Annotated in this window: 13 protein-coding genes; 8 read left to right on the forward strand and 5 right to left on the reverse strand. The window is 67.6% G+C overall.

The window, feature by feature from the left end; translation table 11 throughout:
* Positions 1-6: 6 nt before the first annotated feature.
* The 3 genes from VARPA_RS25775 to VARPA_RS25785 form a co-directional block, all read right to left on the reverse strand.
* Positions 7-3,093, reverse strand: coding sequence for a glutamate ligase domain-containing protein (locus VARPA_RS25775; RefSeq protein ID WP_013543527.1), 3,087 nt, complete (start codon positions 3,091-3,093; stop codon positions 7-9).
* Between the two features lie 120 nt (positions 3,094-3,213).
* Positions 3,214-3,717 carry a peptidoglycan-associated lipoprotein Pal gene (gene pal / locus VARPA_RS25780; RefSeq protein ID WP_013543528.1) on the reverse strand — a complete coding sequence of 168 codons (504 nt, stop codon included), beginning with the start codon at positions 3,715-3,717 and terminating at the stop codon, positions 3,214-3,216.
* Positions 3,718-3,798: 81 nt separating this feature from the next.
* Positions 3,799-7,908 (reverse strand): hypothetical protein, encoded by a 4,110-nt coding sequence (locus VARPA_RS25785; RefSeq protein ID WP_013543529.1) that lies wholly within the window; start codon positions 7,906-7,908, stop codon positions 3,799-3,801.
* A gap of 502 nt (positions 7,909-8,410) precedes the next feature.
* Between VARPA_RS25785 and VARPA_RS25790 the strand changes: the two genes are divergently transcribed.
* Positions 8,411-8,845 (forward strand): DUF1841 family protein, encoded by a 435-nt coding sequence (locus tag VARPA_RS25790; RefSeq protein WP_013543530.1) that lies wholly within the window; start codon positions 8,411-8,413, stop codon positions 8,843-8,845.
* Here the strand turns inward: VARPA_RS25790 and VARPA_RS25795 are convergent, their stop codons facing one another.
* Positions 8,846-9,829 (reverse strand): LysR substrate-binding domain-containing protein, encoded by a 984-nt coding sequence (locus VARPA_RS25795; protein ID WP_013543531.1) that lies wholly within the window; start codon positions 9,827-9,829, stop codon positions 8,846-8,848.
* Positions 9,830-9,933: 104 nt separating this feature from the next.
* Here VARPA_RS25795 and pcaH point away from each other — a divergent pair, with 104 nt between their 5' ends.
* Both pcaH and pcaG read left to right on the forward strand, forming a co-directional pair.
* A complete protein-coding gene (gene pcaH, locus VARPA_RS25800; protein ID WP_013543532.1) occupies positions 9,934-10,659 on the forward strand; it encodes a protocatechuate 3,4-dioxygenase subunit beta in 726 nt (241 codons plus the stop codon).
* A 14-nt stretch (positions 10,660-10,673) separates the two neighbouring features.
* Positions 10,674-11,285, forward strand: coding sequence for a protocatechuate 3,4-dioxygenase subunit alpha (gene pcaG, locus VARPA_RS25805; RefSeq protein WP_013543533.1), 612 nt, complete (start codon positions 10,674-10,676; stop codon positions 11,283-11,285).
* Between the two features lie 75 nt (positions 11,286-11,360).
* Here the strand turns inward: pcaG and VARPA_RS25810 are convergent, their stop codons facing one another.
* Positions 11,361-12,056 (reverse strand): c-type cytochrome, encoded by a 696-nt coding sequence (locus tag VARPA_RS25810; RefSeq protein WP_013543534.1) that lies wholly within the window; start codon positions 12,054-12,056, stop codon positions 11,361-11,363.
* A 162-nt stretch (positions 12,057-12,218) separates the two neighbouring features.
* On the opposite strand from VARPA_RS25810, the gene VARPA_RS25815 reads away from it, so the two are divergent.
* From VARPA_RS25815 to VARPA_RS25835, 5 genes are all read left to right on the forward strand, one after another.
* Complete coding sequence (locus VARPA_RS25815) at positions 12,219-13,073, forward strand: AAA family ATPase (protein ID WP_013543535.1); 855 nt, start codon at positions 12,219-12,221, stop codon at positions 13,071-13,073.
* Positions 13,070-13,321: a hypothetical protein gene (locus tag VARPA_RS25820; protein WP_013543536.1), complete on the forward strand. Its 252-nt coding sequence runs from the start codon at positions 13,070-13,072 to the stop codon at positions 13,319-13,321. The genes VARPA_RS25815 and VARPA_RS25820 overlap by 4 nt, the downstream gene beginning before the upstream one ends.
* 18 nt (positions 13,322-13,339) lie before the next feature.
* A complete protein-coding gene (locus VARPA_RS25825; protein ID WP_013543537.1) occupies positions 13,340-13,927 on the forward strand; it encodes a GNAT family N-acetyltransferase in 588 nt (195 codons plus the stop codon).
* 18 nt (positions 13,928-13,945) lie between these two features.
* Positions 13,946-15,133, forward strand: coding sequence for a vWA domain-containing protein (locus VARPA_RS25830; protein ID WP_013543538.1), 1,188 nt, complete (start codon positions 13,946-13,948; stop codon positions 15,131-15,133).
* 85 nt (positions 15,134-15,218) lie between these two features.
* Complete coding sequence (locus VARPA_RS25835; protein ID WP_041943060.1) at positions 15,219-17,150, forward strand: autotransporter assembly complex protein TamA; 1,932 nt, start codon at positions 15,219-15,221, stop codon at positions 17,148-17,150.
* The last annotated feature ends 3 nt before the right edge of the window (positions 17,151-17,153 follow it).

Raw genomic sequence — 17,153 nt, forward strand, 5'->3', positions numbered from 1 at the left:
TCCATCTCATGGCAGTGCTTTCAAAACCCGGGCAAGCCGGGACAGGCCGACGCCCGCGGAACTCTTGGCCAGCACCCAGTCGCCCGGTTGCAGCAGACCGCCCAATGCGGTCGACAGGTCCGACACATCCACGAACCAATGTGAACGGACCTTGGTACGAATGCTTGCGTGCAGCGCCCGCATGAGCGGACCGCACAGCAGCACCCGGTCGGGCTGCGACGCCAGCAACTCGGCTTCCAGGTCGAGGTGATGGCGTTGCGCCGCAGGACCCAGCTCCTGCATGTCGCCGAGGATGGCGACACGTCGCGCAGGTTCGCAGGGGGCTTGTGACAGCAATTCGAGCGCCGCCCGCATCGAGCTGGGGTTGGCGTCATAGGTTTCATCGATCAGCTTGAAGCTTCCGCCGCCGATGTGAATGGTGTGCAGCGCACCGCGTCCGCCCGGTGGCTCGAAGTGCGCGAAGGGCTCCACCGCCGCGGCCAGCGGCAGGCGCAGCGACTGCAGCGCGCCGAGCGCGGCCACGGCGGCGGCGCCCATGTGGCGGCCCGGCGCGTTGAGCCGCAGTTGAAAGGGCTCGCCCGCCACCTGCGCCTGCACCTCGCCGTGGTCGAAGGCCAGGAGGCGCACGTCGGCGTCCTCGTGCTCGCCGTAGGTCACGATCTGCAGTTGGTGCGCCGTCGCGGCTTCCGCAAAGATCGGGAACTCGGGCATGTCGCGGTTGAGCACCACGTTGTCGCCGGCGGCCATGCCCTGGAAAATCCGCGCGTCCATGCGCGCGGCGGCGTCCGAGGGACCGCGGTGCTTCTGCGATGCGGCCGAGAGCCCGGTCACCACCACCAGCGAAGGCCGCACCAGTTGCGACGACGCGGGCATGTGCGAGGTGCCCATCTCCAGCACCCAGTAAGCCGCATGCCGCGGCATGCAGGTGAGGTTCCACGCAATGCCCGAGGGCAGGCTGATGTTGCCTTCGGGCTGGCCGACCTCGCCCCACACGGTGAGCGCGCCGGCCATCATCGCGGCCACGGTGCTGCTGCCCGTGCCGTGCCCCAGCACGCCGCAGACGCGGCCGGTGAATTCGGTGCGCGCATGCTCGCCCAGTTGCAGCACGGCCTGCAGCACGTTCGGCACCTTGAGCACCGGCACGCGCTTGTCCAGGTGCGGCTTGGGGTCGGTGCACAGCACGGCCGCGGCCGGCTGCAGCACGCCCTTGAGCGTGACGGCCGCGAGCGGCGTCTTCGACGGGCGCGTCTGGTTCTCGAACACCACGCGGCCCTTGCGCATGAAGGAGCGCTGCGTCACGCCGCTCGCGCGCCAGCCGTCTTCGGGGCGCACCACCCATTCGCCGCCGGTCACGCGCGCCATTTCGCTCGCGGTCCAGCTCGCGCCGTCGTCGCGCGGGCTGCTGGCGGCGCCGCTCATCGCGCCCAGCGGCACGCGGCGCTCGATGAGGTAGCGGTGGTACGACGCGAAGCCCGAGACGTACTGCTCCACGTCGTCGATGCGCACCCGAAACGCGTGGTGGCGAATGAAGAACGAGCCGACGACGGTGGACGGCCGCCGGAAGTACATCGCCATCTCCGGCCAGAAGAAGCCGTTGAGGAGATAGTGCGCGCGGTAGTCGAGCGCGCGGTAGAACTTCTCGGTGTCCAGCTCGTCGAGCAGGTGCCGCATCGCGGGCATGCTTTCCAGGCGCTGGAGCATCTGCTGCGCGGCGAGCATGAGCCCGAGCAAGGTCGGGAAGGTGGTCTTGCGGTCGAGCACGAAGTCCAGATAGCCCGCGACGTTCTGCAGCCCGAAGCGGAAGTACTTTTCCTGCGGGCTCCAGTGCGTGAGCTCGTTGACGCAGCAGCTCAACCAGTGGTCGTGCGCCTGCCAGTGCTGGCTCGCGATGAAATGATCGAAGGCCTTCTCGACCGCCGCCAGCCAGCGCGCATCGCGCGTGAGGCCGTAGAGCCGCATGAGGCCGTAAGCCGCCTCGCCGTCGTAATAGATGACGCGCGACGCCTGCTTCACCGCGAGGTCGGTGGCGTGCAGCACATGGTTGAAGCGGCCGGTGGCCGGGTCCTGCAGCGACACGATGCCCAGCGCCAGCTTCTCCAGCAACGGCAGCCAGCGGCGCGTGTCCATGAGCTCGCAGTACTTCACCAGCGCGAGCACGCAGGCCGCGTTGCCGCCCAGCTTGATCTCCCCGCCGGTGTCGACAAGAAAAGCCACCTCGCGGCCGTCGGCGAGCTGGTAGTCGCGGATCAGCCAGTTGGTGAGATGGTCGAGCGCGCGGTCGATGGCCGAGCGCAGGGTTTCGTCGCGCGTGACTTCCCACGCCTCGAGCATCGCGTGGATCGCGCTTGCATGGCGCATCGCGTCGTAGGTCGGGATGCGGCGGTCGAAGCACGGGAAGTAGCCGTACACGAAGAGCCCGTCGCTCTGCACCTGGCGCGCGAGGTAGGCCGAGCCGCTGCGCACGAGGTCCATCGCCGACTGCGGATTGAGCGCCGGCATCTGGCGGCGCCCCGCATCGAGCCCCGTGCCGATGAGCTTGTGCACCACGCCGTCGGGCTGGCAGAAAACACCCACGGTCGCGAGCAGGTAGACCGGGTGGTCCGTCGGCATGTCGAGCGCGAGCGTGCGCTGGAAACGCGCCTGGCCGTAGGCCTCGAAGTTGCGCGGGTTCATCACCGCATGCGCAACGGTCGAGTCGCCCGCGAGCATCGCGTTGGCGTTGAGCTCCTGCTCGGTGAAGGCGATCTCGAAGTCTTTGTCGAACGCCAGGCCGAGACGGAAGTAGTTGCGCTTGACGGCGGTGAGCTGGGTCTTGAACTGCGCCCAGTCCATCGGGCTCGCGCCCTCGACCCAGTCGATGCGAAGCCAGGGCGACACGACACCGTGGTCGCGCACCCAGCGCTCGACGATGTCGGCGCCTTCGCTCCATGCGGTCTCGAACGCGGCGGCCCGCGCATGCACGACGTGCGCACGCTGCGAACCGTCGCTCACCGAGAAGAACAGCGTGAACGCGGGGTAAGGCGCAGGCAACGCCGCGCACACCGACGCAAGGCGTTCGTGGCAGGCGTGGAGCTGGTCTGAAAAGGACATCATTCGGCCCCGATCGAGTGCGGGAGACCGGCCGCGTCCGTCATCTATCTGCTCTCGCTGCTAGAACGACGGAATCGCTGACCGGAGACTGTTGCCTTCGACGTCATCGCTTGGGCTCCGGTTTCAGCGGTAGCTGAATTCGGCGCGGCGATTGAGCTGGTAGCCCTCCTCGGTGGTTTCCATGGACGCGGGCTTTTCGATGCCCCAGCTGATGGCCTCGACACGCTCGGCCGGGACGCCGAGCTGCGTGAGCGCCCGTTGCACCGACTCCGAACGGCGCTGCCCCAGCGCGAGGTTGTATTCGCGGCCGCCGCGCGAGTCGGTGTGGCCTTCGATGACCACGCGGCTCGTCGAGCGGTTCTTCAGGAAGCTCGCATGCGCTTCCACGATCCGCTGGTCCTGTGGACGGATGTTGTATTTGTCGAAGTCGAAATACACGATCTTCGGCACGCCCGCCGGGCCGTTCTGCACCGCTGCCGGAGGCGGCGGCTCCACCTTGGCGACCGCGGCCGCGCCCTTGTTCGAGTAGTAGTAAGTCGCGTCGTCGCGGCCGCTCTTGGGCGTGCTGCAGGCAGCGAGGCTGGCCCCGAGGGCCACGATGGCCAATATCCGGAAATTCTTTTTCATATCGATCCTTTCGCGGGACAGGCCGGTGGCCGGCCTGTCCCTGTGCTGCGGTTTCCCTCTCTCCTTCGCTTGCTCTTTTGCTTAACCCAACAGGCCGTGCAGGACGTTGGTCACTGGCGACAGCGTGTGTTCGACCAGGCTGGTGATCGGGGTCACGACCTCGGTCACCAGCGGGGTGACTGCGTGGTCGACGGTGTTCACCACCGTCTCGACCACCGGAGTCACCGTGCCCGTTGCGCCGGCCAGGATGTCGGTCACCGGTGCCACTGCGCCGGAAACCGTACCCGTCACCGTCGAGACGATCGGCGCGACGGTGTCCGTCAGGCCGCTTGCCACGCCGGAGATCGGCTCCAGGATGTTGGCGAGCGGGCCGTCGCTGCCCAGCACGCCGCCGAGCAAGCCACCGACCAGACCGTCCTGACCCAGCAGGCTGCCGACGAGACCGTCGTTGCCCAGCAGGTTGCCCACGAGGCCGTCGTCGCCCAGGAGGCCACCGACCAGGCCGTCGTTGCCGAGGACGCCACCGAGGAGGCCGCCGTCACCGCCGAGGACGCCGCCCAGCAGGCCGTCGTCACCCAGCACGCCGCCGAGCAGGCCACCGTCGCCGCCGAGGACTCCGCCCAGGAGGCCGTCGTCACCCAGCACGCCGCCGAGCAAACCGCCGTCACCGCCGAGGACGCCGCCCAGGAGGCCGTCGTCACCCAGCACGCCGCCGAGCAGGCCGCCGTCACCGCCGAGCAGACCGCCTACGAGGCCGTCGTCGCCGAGGATGCCGCCGAGCAGGCCGCCGTCACCGCCGAGCAGACCACCTACGAGGCCGTCGTCGCCGAGGATGCCGCCGAGGAGGCCACCGTCACCGCCGAGGACGCCGCCCAGGAGGCCGTCGTCACCCAGCAAGCCGCCGAGCAAACCACCGTCGCCGCCGAGGACGCCGCCCAGGAGGCCGTCGTCGCCCAGCACGCCGCCGAGCAAACCGCCGTCACCGCCGAGCAGACCGCCCACGAGGCCGTCGTCGCCGAGGATGCCGCCGAGGAGACCACCGTCGCCGCCGAGGACGCCGCCCAGCAAGCCGTCGTCACCCAGCACGCCGCCGAGCAAGCCACCGTCGCCACCGAGCAGACCGCCTACGAGGCCGTCGTCGCCGAGGATGCCGCCGAGGAGACCGCCGTCGCCGCCGAGCAGACCGCCCAGCAGGCCGTCGTCACCCAGGACACCGCCGAGGAGACCACCGTCGCCGCCGAGCAGACCGCCCAGCAGGCCGTCGTCACCCAGGACACCGCCGAGGAGGCCGCCGTCGCCGCCGAGCAGACCGCCCAGCAGGCCGTCGTCACCCAGGACACCGCCGAGGAGGCCACCGTCGCCGCCGAGCAAACCACCCAGCAGGCCGTCGTCACCCAGAACGCCACCGAGGAGGCCACCGTCGCCGCCGAGCAGACCACCCAGCAGGCCGTCGTCACCCAGCACGCCGCCGAGCAGGTCGCCGTCCAGCAGATGCGCCACGCCGTCGGTGAGGAAGTCCACTTGCGTGTCCACCGCATTCAGCAGCGCCGCGGTCGTTCCCGCGCCGAGCAGCTGGTCGGCCAGCGGGCTCACGAGGCCGCTCACACCGTCCGTCACCTGGTCCACCACGCCGTCGACCGGGTCGAGGACGTTGGGGTTGTTCGGGGTGAACACGTCGCCGAAGATCGGCGCCAGCAGGCCGTCGACCACGTCGGTGACGTTGTCGGTGAGGCCGACCACCGGGGTCAGCAGGTCGCCGAGGCCCAGGTCGCCGAGCACGCCGTTGTTCAGGCCGCCGACGATGCCGCCCACGATGCCGTCGGTCGGATCGAGCAGCGCCGGACCGCCAGGGGTGCCGGGGTTGCCGATGCCGCCCAGCACGCCGCCGAGCAGACCGCCCAGGAGGCCGTCGTCGCCGAGCAGGCCACCGACGATGCCGTCGTCGCCCAGCAGGCCGCCGGCCAGGCCGTCCGGTCCGAGCAGGCCACCGACCAGACCGTCGTCGCCGAGCAGGCCGCCGACGATGCCGTCGTCGCCCAGCACACTACCGAGGAGGCCGTCGTCGCCGAGCAGGCCGCCCACGAGGCCGTCACCGCCGAGCAGACCGCCGACCAGGCCGTCGTCGCCGAGCACGCCGCCCAAGAGGCCGTCGTTGCCGAGCAGGCCGCCGACGATGCCGTCGTCACCCAGCACGCCGCCGAGGAGGCCGTCGTCGCCGAGCAGGCCACCCACGAGGCCGTCGTTGCCAAGCAGACCGCCGAGCACGCCATCGCTGCCGAGGAGGCCGTCTTCACCGAGCAGGCCGCCTACCAATCCATCGTCGCCGAGCAGGCCGCCCAAGAGACCGTCATCACCGAGGAGACCGCCGAGCAGGCCGCCGTCGCCGCCGAGCACGCCGCCCAGCGGGCCGCCTTCGCCCAGCACGCCGCCCAGGAGACCGTCTTCACCGAGCAGGCCGCCCAGGAGGCCATCGGAGCCGAGCAGGCCGCCGACCAGACCGTCTTCACCCAGCAGGTTGCTGAGCACGCCGTCTTCGCCGAGCAGACCGCCGACCAGGCCGTCGTCGCCCAGGAGGCCGCCGAGGGCGCTGTCGTCACCGAGCAGGCTGCCCAGGAGGCCGTCCGCACCGAGCACACCGCCCACGACGCCGCCGAGCAGGCCGTCTTCGCCGAGCAGGCCGCCCAGTGCGCCGTCGTCGCCCAGCAGGTTGCCCAGGAGGCCGCCCAGCGCGCCGTCGTCGCCGAGCAGGCCGCCGACGAGGCTGTCGTCGCCCAGGAGGCCGCCGATCAGGCCGTCGTCGCCCAGGAGGCCGCCAACGAGGCCGTCTTCGCCCAGCACGCCGTCGAGCAGGCCGCCGACGAGGCCGTCTTCGCCCAGCAGCTCGCCCAGGCCGAGGCCGGCGGTCAGGCCGCCCAGCGGGCCTTCACCGCCGAGCAGGTTGCTCAGGCCGTCGGTCACGTAGTCGACCTGGCCCAGCAGCGAGCCGAGCAGCGCATCGGTCACGCCGGCGCCCAGGATGTTGTCCACGACGGGGCTGATCGTCTCGCCCAGCGGATCGAGGATGTTGCCCACGGCGGTGTCCACCGGATCGAACTCGTTGGGATCGTTCGGCATGAATTCGGAACCGAGTAGCGGAGCGAGCACGCTGTCGACCACATCGGTCACACCGTCCACCACACCGGACACGGGTGCCAGGACACCGCCCAGGTTGAGGGTGTCGTCGATCGCGTCGATGGCACCGCCGACGAGGTTGTCGGCTGGATCGAGCAGGTGGTCTGCGTCGGCATCGGCGTCGGCATCGGCATCTGCGTCTGCGTCTGCATCGGCATCGGCATCTGCGTCTGCATCAGCATCGGCATCAGCATCGGCATCTGCATCTGCATCAGCATCGGCATCGGCATCGGCATCTGCATCAGCATCTGCATCAGCATCTGCATCGGCGTCGGCATCGGCATCAGCGTCTGCATCAGCGTCGGCATCCGCATCCGCATCGGCATCAGCGTCTGCATCGGCATCAGCGTCGGCATCCGCATCGGCATCGGCATCGGCATCGGCATCCGCATCGGCATCTGCATCTGCGTCGGCATCGGCATCGGCATCTGCATCTGCGTCGGCATCGGCATCGGCATCTGCGTCGGCATCGGCATCTGCATCTGCGTCGGCATCCGCATCGGCATCGGCATCGGCATCCGCGTCAGCGTCCGCATCGGCATCACCGTCGGCATCGGCATCCGCATCCGCGTCGGCATCCGCATCCGCATCGCCGCCATCGCCGATGCCAGGAACCAGGAACGGCACGCCGCTGCTGCCGCCATCGCCACCACCGCTCAGTGCGGCACCCAGTGCCGCGGCACCCAGCGCGCCCAGCGCGAATTCGCCGAGGCCAATGCCGCTGCCGGCAGCGAGCTTCTTGGTCACGGCCAGCGCGGCTGCGTCTGCGTCGCTGTCGGGCGGGGTGACCTGCAGGTCACCGGAGGCCACATCCACATTCACTTGTTCGAGGCCGCCGGGCAGCTTGGTCGAGCCGATGGTCGCATCGGTGCCGCCGGTGAAGACGCCGGCCAGCGGCGCCTTGTTGGAAGCCGAGCCGGGGAACAGCACATTGGCGGAGCCGTCCTGCGGAACGATCACGCGGTCACCCGCGATCAGGGTCTGGTTGCCGTCCACCGGGATGCGGACACCGTCGCGCATCACGGCAGTGCCGGGCGTAGCATTGGACAATGTCCCGATGCTGGCAGGCCCGGAAGGGGCGGCGGAAGCCGCCGAACCCATCGCGGCAGGACTGCCTAGCGGGGTGACGGTGGCTTGGGCGAGAACCACAGGAGCTGCGCTGGATGCGGCAAGTCCTTCGGTCGATGCGGTCGATGCTTGTGGAGCGTTCATGGCAGCCTCTGTGACAAAAGATGCATGTACAGGGGCAACTTGCGTGCCGCTTTTTGCAAGCCTTGCCAACGAGGCGCCAGAAGCGATTCAAGTCGTTGATTTACATGAGAATTTTTTTGAAAAACGTCGGCGCGGCCGCACATCGAAACAGCGCGTAAGGAGGTCATTTCGCGATTCGTTACGTAACGATGTAACGCCCCGTACCCGGAACGCCGGGCGTGTTCCGGGTGCTGCGAAGGCCGGCGCGCAATGGCACTTCGAGCGACTTCCTCCACGCGCTTTCTTCCCTCTCTTCTTCTTATCTATATATATGTTCAACCCCTCCCAGGAAGACGTGCGCCGCTTCTTCTGCGATGTGTACGCCAAGCACCGGCAGGGCCTTCCGATGGAAGCGCTCGAGACCATCGCCGCCGGCTGGATCGACGAGCACCCCGAGTACCACGAGGACCTGGCCGATGCCGATGCCGCGGTGGCACGTGTCTACGACGGATCGAACGGACGCGAGAACCCGTTCCTTCATCTGTCGATGCATCTGTCGATCAGCGAGCAGTGCTCCATCGACCAGCCGCGCGGCATCCGCCAGGCCGTCGAGCTGCTGGCCGCGCGCCGCGGCTCGCTGCTGCATGCGCACCACGAGGCGATGGATTGCCTCGGCCAGATGATGTGGGAGAGCCAGCGCGCGGGGCGCCCGCCCGATGGCGATGGCTATGTGGCGTGCGTGCAGCGCCGCGCCACGAAAGATTGATCAGGGTTTCTGCCTACTCCGGGCCGGCAAGTCGCCCTGCTGCCTCGCGCCTTCGCGCAGCAACGCGGCCATCGCAACGCGCAGCGACGACGCGTCGGCATCGCTGCGCAACAACAGGCCGACCGGCTCTTCGGTGCCCGCGGTGTCGATTCGCAAGCGCACGAGCCGGCCTTGTGCCAGCTCGCCGCGCGCGGCGCCGAGCGGTGTGATCCAGACGGCATCGGACACCGCCACCAGCGCGCCCGCCACGCCGACATCGAGCGTCTGCAGCGCATGGGTCGGCAGCACGAGGCCGCGCGCCGACAAAAAGCTCTCGGTGTTGTGGCGCGGGATCGTGCCCTCGCCGTAGACCACCAGCGGATAGTCGAGCACGGCCTGCACCGGCGCCGGCTTGAGCGCGAGCGGATGCCCCGCGCGGACGGCGAACACCAGGGGCTCGGTGTAGAGCAGCTCGAAGCTCAGGCCGGCCATGAGGCGCGGATCGCTCATGCGGCCGACCACCAGATCGAGCTCGCCGGCGCGCAGCTCGTCGAGCAGTACCGCGTTGGCGGCGCTCTTCACGGCGATCTGCGCGGCGGGCCAGTGGTCCCGCAGGCGCGCGAGTGCCGACGGCAGCAGCGCCGGCGCCACGCTCGGCAACGCGCCGATGCGCAGGCGCTCGATGCGTCCGCCGGCGGTCGGCGCCACCGCCTCGGCGCTGGCATCGAGCGCTTCGAGCACGCGCAGCGCATGCGCCAGCAGTTGCTCGCCGGCCGGCGTGAGCCCCTGGACGCCGCGGCGGCCGGCCTGGCTGCGGTCGACCAGGCGCGTGCCCACGATGGCTTCCAGTTCCGAGAGCGTCTTCGACACCGCCGGCTGGCTCAGCGCGAGCCGCGCCGCCGCGCGCGCCAGATGGCGCTCCTGCGCCACGGCGACAAAGGCGCGCAGGTGCCGCAACTGCACGTTGCGGATGAAATCCTGGCGAAGATCGGCGGGCTTTTTCAATGACTGTTGGTTATGAAAACTGGAGCAATCTTCAATTTACATCATTGAACTGCGCTTCTAAAGTGGCGCCTCGAGAATTCGTCCCACGACAGGAGACAACGCACATGACGACCCCCACCAAGGGCACCCTTCCCGCGCTCACCCCGCGCGACTGGGACTCCCATCCCGCCTACGTCTACCCCGGCTACAAGTCGACGGTGAAGCGCGGCCCGCAGAAGCCGCTGATCCCGCTGAAGGCTTCGCTCGGCGAGCTGCAGCAGCCGGTGTACGGCCACGACAGCATCGGCGAGTTCGACCATGACCTGACGCGCAACGCGCGCAAGAACGGCGAGCCGCTGGGCGAACGCATGATCCTCACCGGCCAGGTGCTCGACGAGCGCCGCCGCCCGGTCGCCAACACGCTGGTCGAGCTCTGGCAGGCCAACGCCTCCGGGCGCTACGTGCACAAGGTCGACCAGCACGATGCGCCGCTCGATCCGAACTTCCTCGGCGCGGGCCGGTGCCTGACCGACAGCGAAGGCCGCTACCGCTTCCTGACCATCAAGCCCGGCGCCTATCCGTGGGGCAACCACCCGAACGCCTGGCGTCCGCAGCACATCCACCTGTCGCTGTTCGGCCAGAGTTTTGCGAGCCGCCTGGTCACGCAGATGTACTTCCCCGGCGACCCGCTGATGCAGTACGACCCGATGATCACCGGCACCCCCGAGCGCTACCGCAACCGGCTGATTGCCGACTTCAGCCTCGACATCACCGAAGAGGGCTACGCGCTGGGCTACCAGTTCGACATCGTGCTGCGCGGCGCCGACGAGACGCCGTTCGAGAACCGCTGAAAGAGGAATTCCCCATGCCATTGATGACCGCACAGGAAGCCGACTTCGGCCAGACGCCTTCGCAGACCGTGGGCCCCTACTTCGCCTACGGCCTCACCGCCACGCAGTACGGCTACGACTTCGACCAGCCCTTCGACGCCGTCGTGGCGCTCGACGGTGCGACCGGCCAACGCATCCGCCTCGAAGGCCGGGTGATCGACGGCGACGGCAATGCGATCGGCGATGCGCTGGTCGAGATCAGCCAGCCCGACGGCGAAGGCCGCTATCCACAGACGCCGGAGGAAGCGCGTGCATTGGGCTTTCGCGCCTTCGGCCGCGTGGGCACCGGCACCGATGCGCAGAACCGCTTCGTTTTCCACACCGTCAAGCCCGGCGCACAAGCGCCCGGCGAGGCACCGCACATCAACCTGATCGTGCTGATGCGCGGCCTGCTGCTGCATGCGTTCACGCGCGTGTATTTCAGCGATGAAGCCGAGGCGAACGCGAAGGACGCGGTGCTGCAGAGCGTGCCGGCCGAGCGCCGCCATACGCTGATCGCCGAGCGCGTGGAGCAAGGCGGCGCGGTGAGCTACCGCATCGACATCCGCATGCAGGGCGCGGACGAGACGGCGTTCTTCGACGTCTGATCTCAGGGAAATCCCCAAACAAAAGCCCGCATCGCGCGGGCTTTTTGTTGGAAGAAACACGAAGCGCTGGAGTGCTTACTGCGCTGCGTGATGGATGCGCGACTCGGGCACCGTCTTCAGTTCGCCGGGCACCGTGGCGATGTAGCGGGCCAGCGTCTTGAGTTCGGCGTTGGTGAACTTCTTGGGTTCGACCTGGCCGGCCATCACCGCGTTCGAGCGGCCGAGGTGCACGTTGTTCTTGACGCGGTACGACTTGAGCGCCACGAAGAGGTAGTCGGCATGCTGGCCGGCCAGCTTGGGCACGGTGCCGTCGTTCGGGGTGTTGAAGTTGGCGCCGTGGCACTTGGTGCAGCTGTTGTCGGGGCCGTTGCGGCCGACCAGCGCGGTGATGTTCTCGGGCATGGCCTTGGCGAGCGCGGCGGGCGGTGCATCGCCTTCCTTCACGCCCAGCTGGCTGTAGTAGGCGGCCACGTCGGCGATGTCCTGCTCGGAGAGCGAATCGGCAATGGCGCGCATGGTGGGGTGCTTGCGGTCGCCGCCCTTGTACTGGGTGAGCGCGGCGGCGATGTACGTGGCGCTCTGGCCCGCGATCATCGGCACCTTGTGGATTTCAGGGAAGCTGGCCTGGTAGCCAATGATGCCGTGGCAGCCCACGCACATCTGAACCTTCTTTGCCCCGTCCTGGGCCTTGCCAGTGACTTGTTGGGCTTGTGCCGAGAGCGTCACGCAAGCGACAGCAAGGGCAAACATCGTGGTCAACAGCTTGTTCATTTTGCGCGCACAATCTCGTGGAGATACAGTTTTTCGAATCAACATTCGATTATATGCAAGGGTCCTCCGGGAACCCCGCAGAGCTGCCCAAGAGGCTGTGCGATGCGCGTCGAGTGTGTTCTTTTCTCCACCCCGCCTTTCCACCTCGCTTCTCGTTCACTCATGAAATTCCAGGGCTCAGACAACTACGTCGCCACTCAGGACCTGATGCTGGCGGTCAACGCCGCCATCACGCTCAAGCGCCCGCTGCTCGTCAAGGGCGAACCCGGCACGGGCAAGACCATGCTGGCCGAGGAAGTGGCGCAATCGCTCGGGCTGCCGCTCCTGCAGTGGCACATCAAATCGACCACCAAGGCACAGCAGGGCCTGTATGAATACGACGCGGTGAGCCGCCTGCGCGATTCGCAACTGTCCGACGTGGACGGCGGCGAGCGCGTGAAGGACATCCAGAACTACATCGTCAAGGGCGTGCTGTGGCAAGCCTTCACGGCCGACGAGCCGGTGGCCCTTCTCATCGACGAGATCGACAAGGCCGACATCGAATTCCCGAACGACCTGCTGCGCGAAATCGACCGCATGGAGTTCTACTGCTACGAGACGCGCGAACTCATCCGCGCCAAGCACCGGCCGGTGGTGTTCATCACCTCCAACAACGAGAAGGAACTGCCCGACGCGTTCCTTCGCCGCTGCTTCTTCCACTACATCAAGTTCCCCGATGCCGAGACGATGAAGCACATCGTCGCCGTGCACTTCCCGGGCCTCAAGCAAGAGCTGCTCACGGCCGCGATGAAGACCTTCTACGACGTGCGCAACCTGCCGGGCCTGAAGAAGAAGCCCTCGACCTCCGAGCTGCTCGACTGGCTCAAGCTGCTGGTGGCCGAAGACATTCCCCTCGAAGCGCTGCAGAGCAAGGACGACAAGGTCGCCGTGCCGCCGCTGGTGGGCGCGCTGCTCAAGAACGAGCAGGACGTGACGCTCTTCGAGAAGCTCGTCTTCATGCAGCGCAACAACCGATGAGCGAATCACCGCGGCCGCATTCCACCAGCCAACTGCTCAAGCTGGGCGTGGCCCAGGCGGTGCTGTTCGTCGCGGGTGCGCTGCTCGGCCGCTGGGTCGGACTGCTGCTGGGCCTGGATGCCTTCGGCGCCGGCGGCTACGGCAACAAGGAGATCTTCGGCATCCTCTTGATCGGCCTCGGCGGCGGTGGTGGGGTGCAGATCGCACGCGCCTGGTATGTGCGCAAGTACGGCAATCCGAGAAGCTGAAATTCAGAGGTGTTTGAGATGGCGTTCGTCGAACCTGTCACGCTGAAGGCCCGCGGCATCGCGCTGGTGCCGCTGTCGCTCGATCACGAAGAGGGCCTGCGCGCCGCGGCCGCCGACGGCGAACTCTGGAAGCTGCGCGTCACCTCGGTGCCCGAGCCCGAGAACACCCGCGCCTACATCGAGACCGCGCTGAAAACTGCCGACCGCTTCGCCTTCGCCGTCACCGAAGCAGCCACCGGCACCGTGCTCGGCAGCACCAGCTTCCACGACATCCTGCCGGGCGTGAAGCGCGTCGAGATTGGCTACACCTGGTACGCCGCGCGCTGCCAGCGCACCCACGTCAACACCACCTGCAAGCTCCTGATGCTCACGCATGCGTTCGACACGCTCGGCTGCAACGTGGTGGGCTGGCGCACCGACAACTTCAACTTCGCTTCGCAGCGCGCCATCGAGCGGCTGGGCGCGAAAAAAGACGGCGTGATCCGCGGCCACGCGATGCGTCGCGACGGCACCATCCGCGACACCGTCATGTACAGCCTCCGTTCGGGCGAGTGGCCCGAGGTGAAGGCGCAGTTGCTCTACCTGCTCGACAAGCCGCGCGACTGACTCACAAGGAGCGACCCCATGCTCATCGATTTCTTCTACACCCTGCGCTCGGCCAAGCTGCCCGTGTCCGTCAAGGAATACCTCACGCTGCTCGAGGCGCTGCAGGCCGACGTGGTGGGCCCCAATTCCGACGGCGCCTATGGCATCGACGACTTCTACTACCTCTCGCGCACCGCGCTCGTGAAGGACGAGAAGCACTACGACAAGTTCGACCGTGCCTTCGCCGCCTACTTCAAGGGCGTGGAGATGCTCACCGATTTCACGAAGGAAGTGCCGCTCGACTGGCTCAAGAAGACGCTGGAGCGCGAGTTCACCGCCGAAGAGAAAGCCAAGATCGAGAAGATGGGCTGGGACGAGCTCATGGAGACGCTCAAGAAGCGCTTCGAGGAGCAGAAGGAGCGCCACGAGGGCGGAAGCAAGTGGATCGGCACCGGCGGCACCTCGCCCTTCGGCAACGGCGGCTACAACCCGCAGGGCATCCGCATCGGCGGCGCCGGCAAGAACAAGAGCGCCGTGAAGGTGTGGGACCAGCGCGCCTACAAGGACTACGACGACACCCAGGAGCTGGGCACGCGCAACATCAAGGTCGCGCTGCGGCGCCTTCGCAAGTTCGCGCGCGAAGGCCACGAGGAAGAGCTGGACCTGGACAACACCATCCACTCGACCGCGGCCAACGCCGGCTACCTCGACATCAAGATGCGGCCCGAGCGCCACAACAACGTCAAGGTGCTGCTCCTGATGGACGTGGGCGGCACGATGGACGAGCACATCCAGCGCGTCGAGGAATTGTTCTCGGCCGTGAAGACGGAGTTCAAGCACCTGGAGTTCTATTACTTCCACAACTGCGTCTACGACTTCATGTGGAAGAACAACAAGCGCCGCTTCTCCGAGAAGTTCGCGACCTGGGACATCCTGCGCAAGTACAACAAGGACTACAAGCTCATCTTCGTCGGCGACGCGACCATGAGCCCCTACGAGATCCTGCAGCCCGGCGGCAGCGTCGAATACAACAACGAAGAGGCCGGCGCCGAGTGGATCCAGCGCCTGACGCACACCTTCCCTAAGTTCGCGTGGATCAATCCCGAGCCCCAGGGCGTGTGGCAATACAGGCAGAGCATCGCGGTGATGCAGCAGCTCATGTCCAACCGCATGTACCCGCTCACGCTGCGCGGCCTGGAAGACGCGATGCGCATGCTGTCCAAGTAATGCGCAAGTAGGACACCAGGAGGACAGCGCCGTTCTGTATCCGGAAGCTTCAGGAACGGACAAATCTTGCTGTCAGAATCCGCCCATGGTCAGGGTGGTTTCCGTTTCTTCGCCGGCGTGGTGGCCGGCTTTGCTTTTTTGTGGCGTCCTTCTTTTGCAAGGCTGCAGCTTGCTGCCGAAAAAAGAAAGCACCGAGGGCAAGCCCGTGACCGGCCTCGTGCGCAGCGGCGATGCCGACAGCACCGCCGCCAAGGACAGCAGCAAGGACGAGAAGAAAGTCGACAAGCGCGACGCCTTCACCGTCGACGTGCGAGGGCCTGAAGCGGTTCGCGACTACCTCACGCTTCATCTGGAAATCCAGCGCTACCGCGAACTCGACGACCTCGGCGCGACGGAAATCTCCCGCCTCATGGTCGCCGCCGAAGCCAATGCGCGCGAACTGCTCGGCACCCTCGGCTACTTCACCCCCACGCTGACGCTCGAACTCAACGAGACACCCGAGAGCACCAAGGCCCCTCGCGAGATCGTCATCACCGTCGCGCCCGGCGAGCCCACCAAGGTGAGCAATGTGCAGATCAGCTATGCCGGAGCTATCGCCGACGACGCCACCGCCGAGGCGCAGCGAGACTCGATCCGCACCGGCTGGGCCCTGCGCGCAGGCCTGCCCTTCACCCAGCAGGCCTGGGACGACGCCAAGACCACCGCGCTGCGCAGCCTGACGGCCAAGCGCTTCCCCACCGGCAACATCGAGGTGAGCCGCGCCGAGGTCGATGCCGACCGCAGCGAGGCGCGCCTTAGCGTCACCTACCAATCGGGCCCCGCCTACAAGTTCGGCCCGCTCGTGCTGCGGGGCCTTTCGCGCTACGACCCCGACGGCGCGCGCCGCATCGCACGCCTGCCCAGCGGCACCGACTACGACCAGCAGAAGCTGCTCGACGCCCAGCAGCGCCTGGCCAGCAGCGGCTACTACGACTCGGTGTTCCTCACGCTCGACACCGAGAGCGGCAACCCGCTGGCCGCGCCCGTCATCGCGCAGTTGCGCGAGGCGCCGCTGCAGAAGGTGGTGCTGGGGGCCGGCTTCACCACCGACAACGGCCCGCGCCTGTCGATCGACCACATCCACAACCAGATTCCGCTGCTGGGTTGGCGCGCGGTCTCGCGGCTCTCGGTGGACAACGACATCAAGTCGCTGGGCACCGAGTGGAACGCGATCCCCGACGACAAGGGCTGGCGCTGGTTCTCCGGCGCCGAACTCAAGCGCGAGGAAGCGGGCAGCTACATCGTCGACAGCGGCCGGCTGCGCGGCGGGCGCAACAAGTCCAGCGACCACATCGACCGCAGCTACTTCCTGCAGTACGACTACGCGCAGAACCGCGGCATCGACGCACCGCCCTCGGCCTCGGCGGTCACAGCCAACTGGGGCTGGACCGGGCGCTACTTCGACAACAACTCGGCCCCCACGCGCGGCTACGCGCTCGCGCTCGAACTCGCGGCCGGCTACACGCTCACGGGCGAGCAGACGCCCTTCACCCGCACCTATGTGCGCGGGCTGGGCATCCTGCCGCTCGGCTCGGCCGAGGACACCGAGGCGCGCGCGCGCCGCAGCCGCCTGCAGTTGCGCGTCGAGGCCGGCGCGGTGTCGGCGAAAGACTCCGCGCAGATCCCGTCCACGCTGATGTTCCTCACCGGCGGCGACACCACCGTGCGCGGCTACAGCTACAAGCAGATCGGCACCGTGCGCGCTGATGGCCAAACGGTGGCCGGCCGCTACCTCGGCGTGGCGAGCGTCGAGTGGCAGCGCCCCTTCGTCTACAACAACAAGCTCACCGAATGGGAGAGCGTGGTGTTCGTCGATGCCGGCGCCGTGGCCGACAAGCCCGGCGAGCTCAAGCCCAAGGTGGGCGTGGGCGTGGGTGCGCGATGGCGCAGCCCGGTCGGGCCGGTGCAGGCTGATCTGGCCTACGGCGTGGACACGAAGAAATTCCGCCTGCACTTTCGCCTCGGCTTCACTTTCTGACCG

Origin of the sequence: Variovorax paradoxus EPS, assembly GCF_000184745.1 — a bacterium.
In the GTDB taxonomy this organism is placed as follows: domain Bacteria; phylum Pseudomonadota; class Gammaproteobacteria; order Burkholderiales; family Burkholderiaceae_C; genus Variovorax; species Variovorax paradoxus_C.

Bases quoted from the DNA above. Each gene is read 5' to 3' on its own strand.
- pcaH (WP_013543532.1), top strand. From the start codon at position 9,934: ATGACGACCCCCACCAAGGGCACCCTTCCCGCGCTCACCCCGCGCGAC.
- VARPA_RS25790 (WP_013543530.1), top strand. From the start codon at position 8,411: ATGTTCAACCCCTCCCAGGAAGACGTGCGCCGCTTCTTCTGCGATGTG.
- VARPA_RS25785 (WP_013543529.1), bottom strand. From the start codon at position 7,908: ATGCGCGACGGTGTCCGCATCCCGGTGGACGGCAACCAGACCCTGATC.
- VARPA_RS25835 (WP_041943060.1), top strand. From the start codon at position 15,219: ATGGTCAGGGTGGTTTCCGTTTCTTCGCCGGCGTGGTGGCCGGCTTTG.
- VARPA_RS25815 (WP_013543535.1), top strand. From the start codon at position 12,219: ATGAAATTCCAGGGCTCAGACAACTACGTCGCCACTCAGGACCTGATG.
- VARPA_RS25775 (WP_013543527.1), bottom strand. From the start codon at position 3,093: ATGATGTCCTTTTCAGACCAGCTCCACGCCTGCCACGAACGCCTTGCG.
- VARPA_RS25810 (WP_013543534.1), bottom strand. From the start codon at position 12,056: ATGAACAAGCTGTTGACCACGATGTTTGCCCTTGCTGTCGCTTGCGTG.
- VARPA_RS25820 (WP_013543536.1), top strand. From the start codon at position 13,070: ATGAGCGAATCACCGCGGCCGCATTCCACCAGCCAACTGCTCAAGCTG.
- pal (WP_013543528.1), bottom strand. From the start codon at position 3,717: ATGAAAAAGAATTTCCGGATATTGGCCATCGTGGCCCTCGGGGCCAGC.
- VARPA_RS25825 (WP_013543537.1), top strand. From the start codon at position 13,340: ATGGCGTTCGTCGAACCTGTCACGCTGAAGGCCCGCGGCATCGCGCTG.
- pcaG (WP_013543533.1), top strand. From the start codon at position 10,674: ATGCCATTGATGACCGCACAGGAAGCCGACTTCGGCCAGACGCCTTCG.
- VARPA_RS25830 (WP_013543538.1), top strand. From the start codon at position 13,946: ATGCTCATCGATTTCTTCTACACCCTGCGCTCGGCCAAGCTGCCCGTG.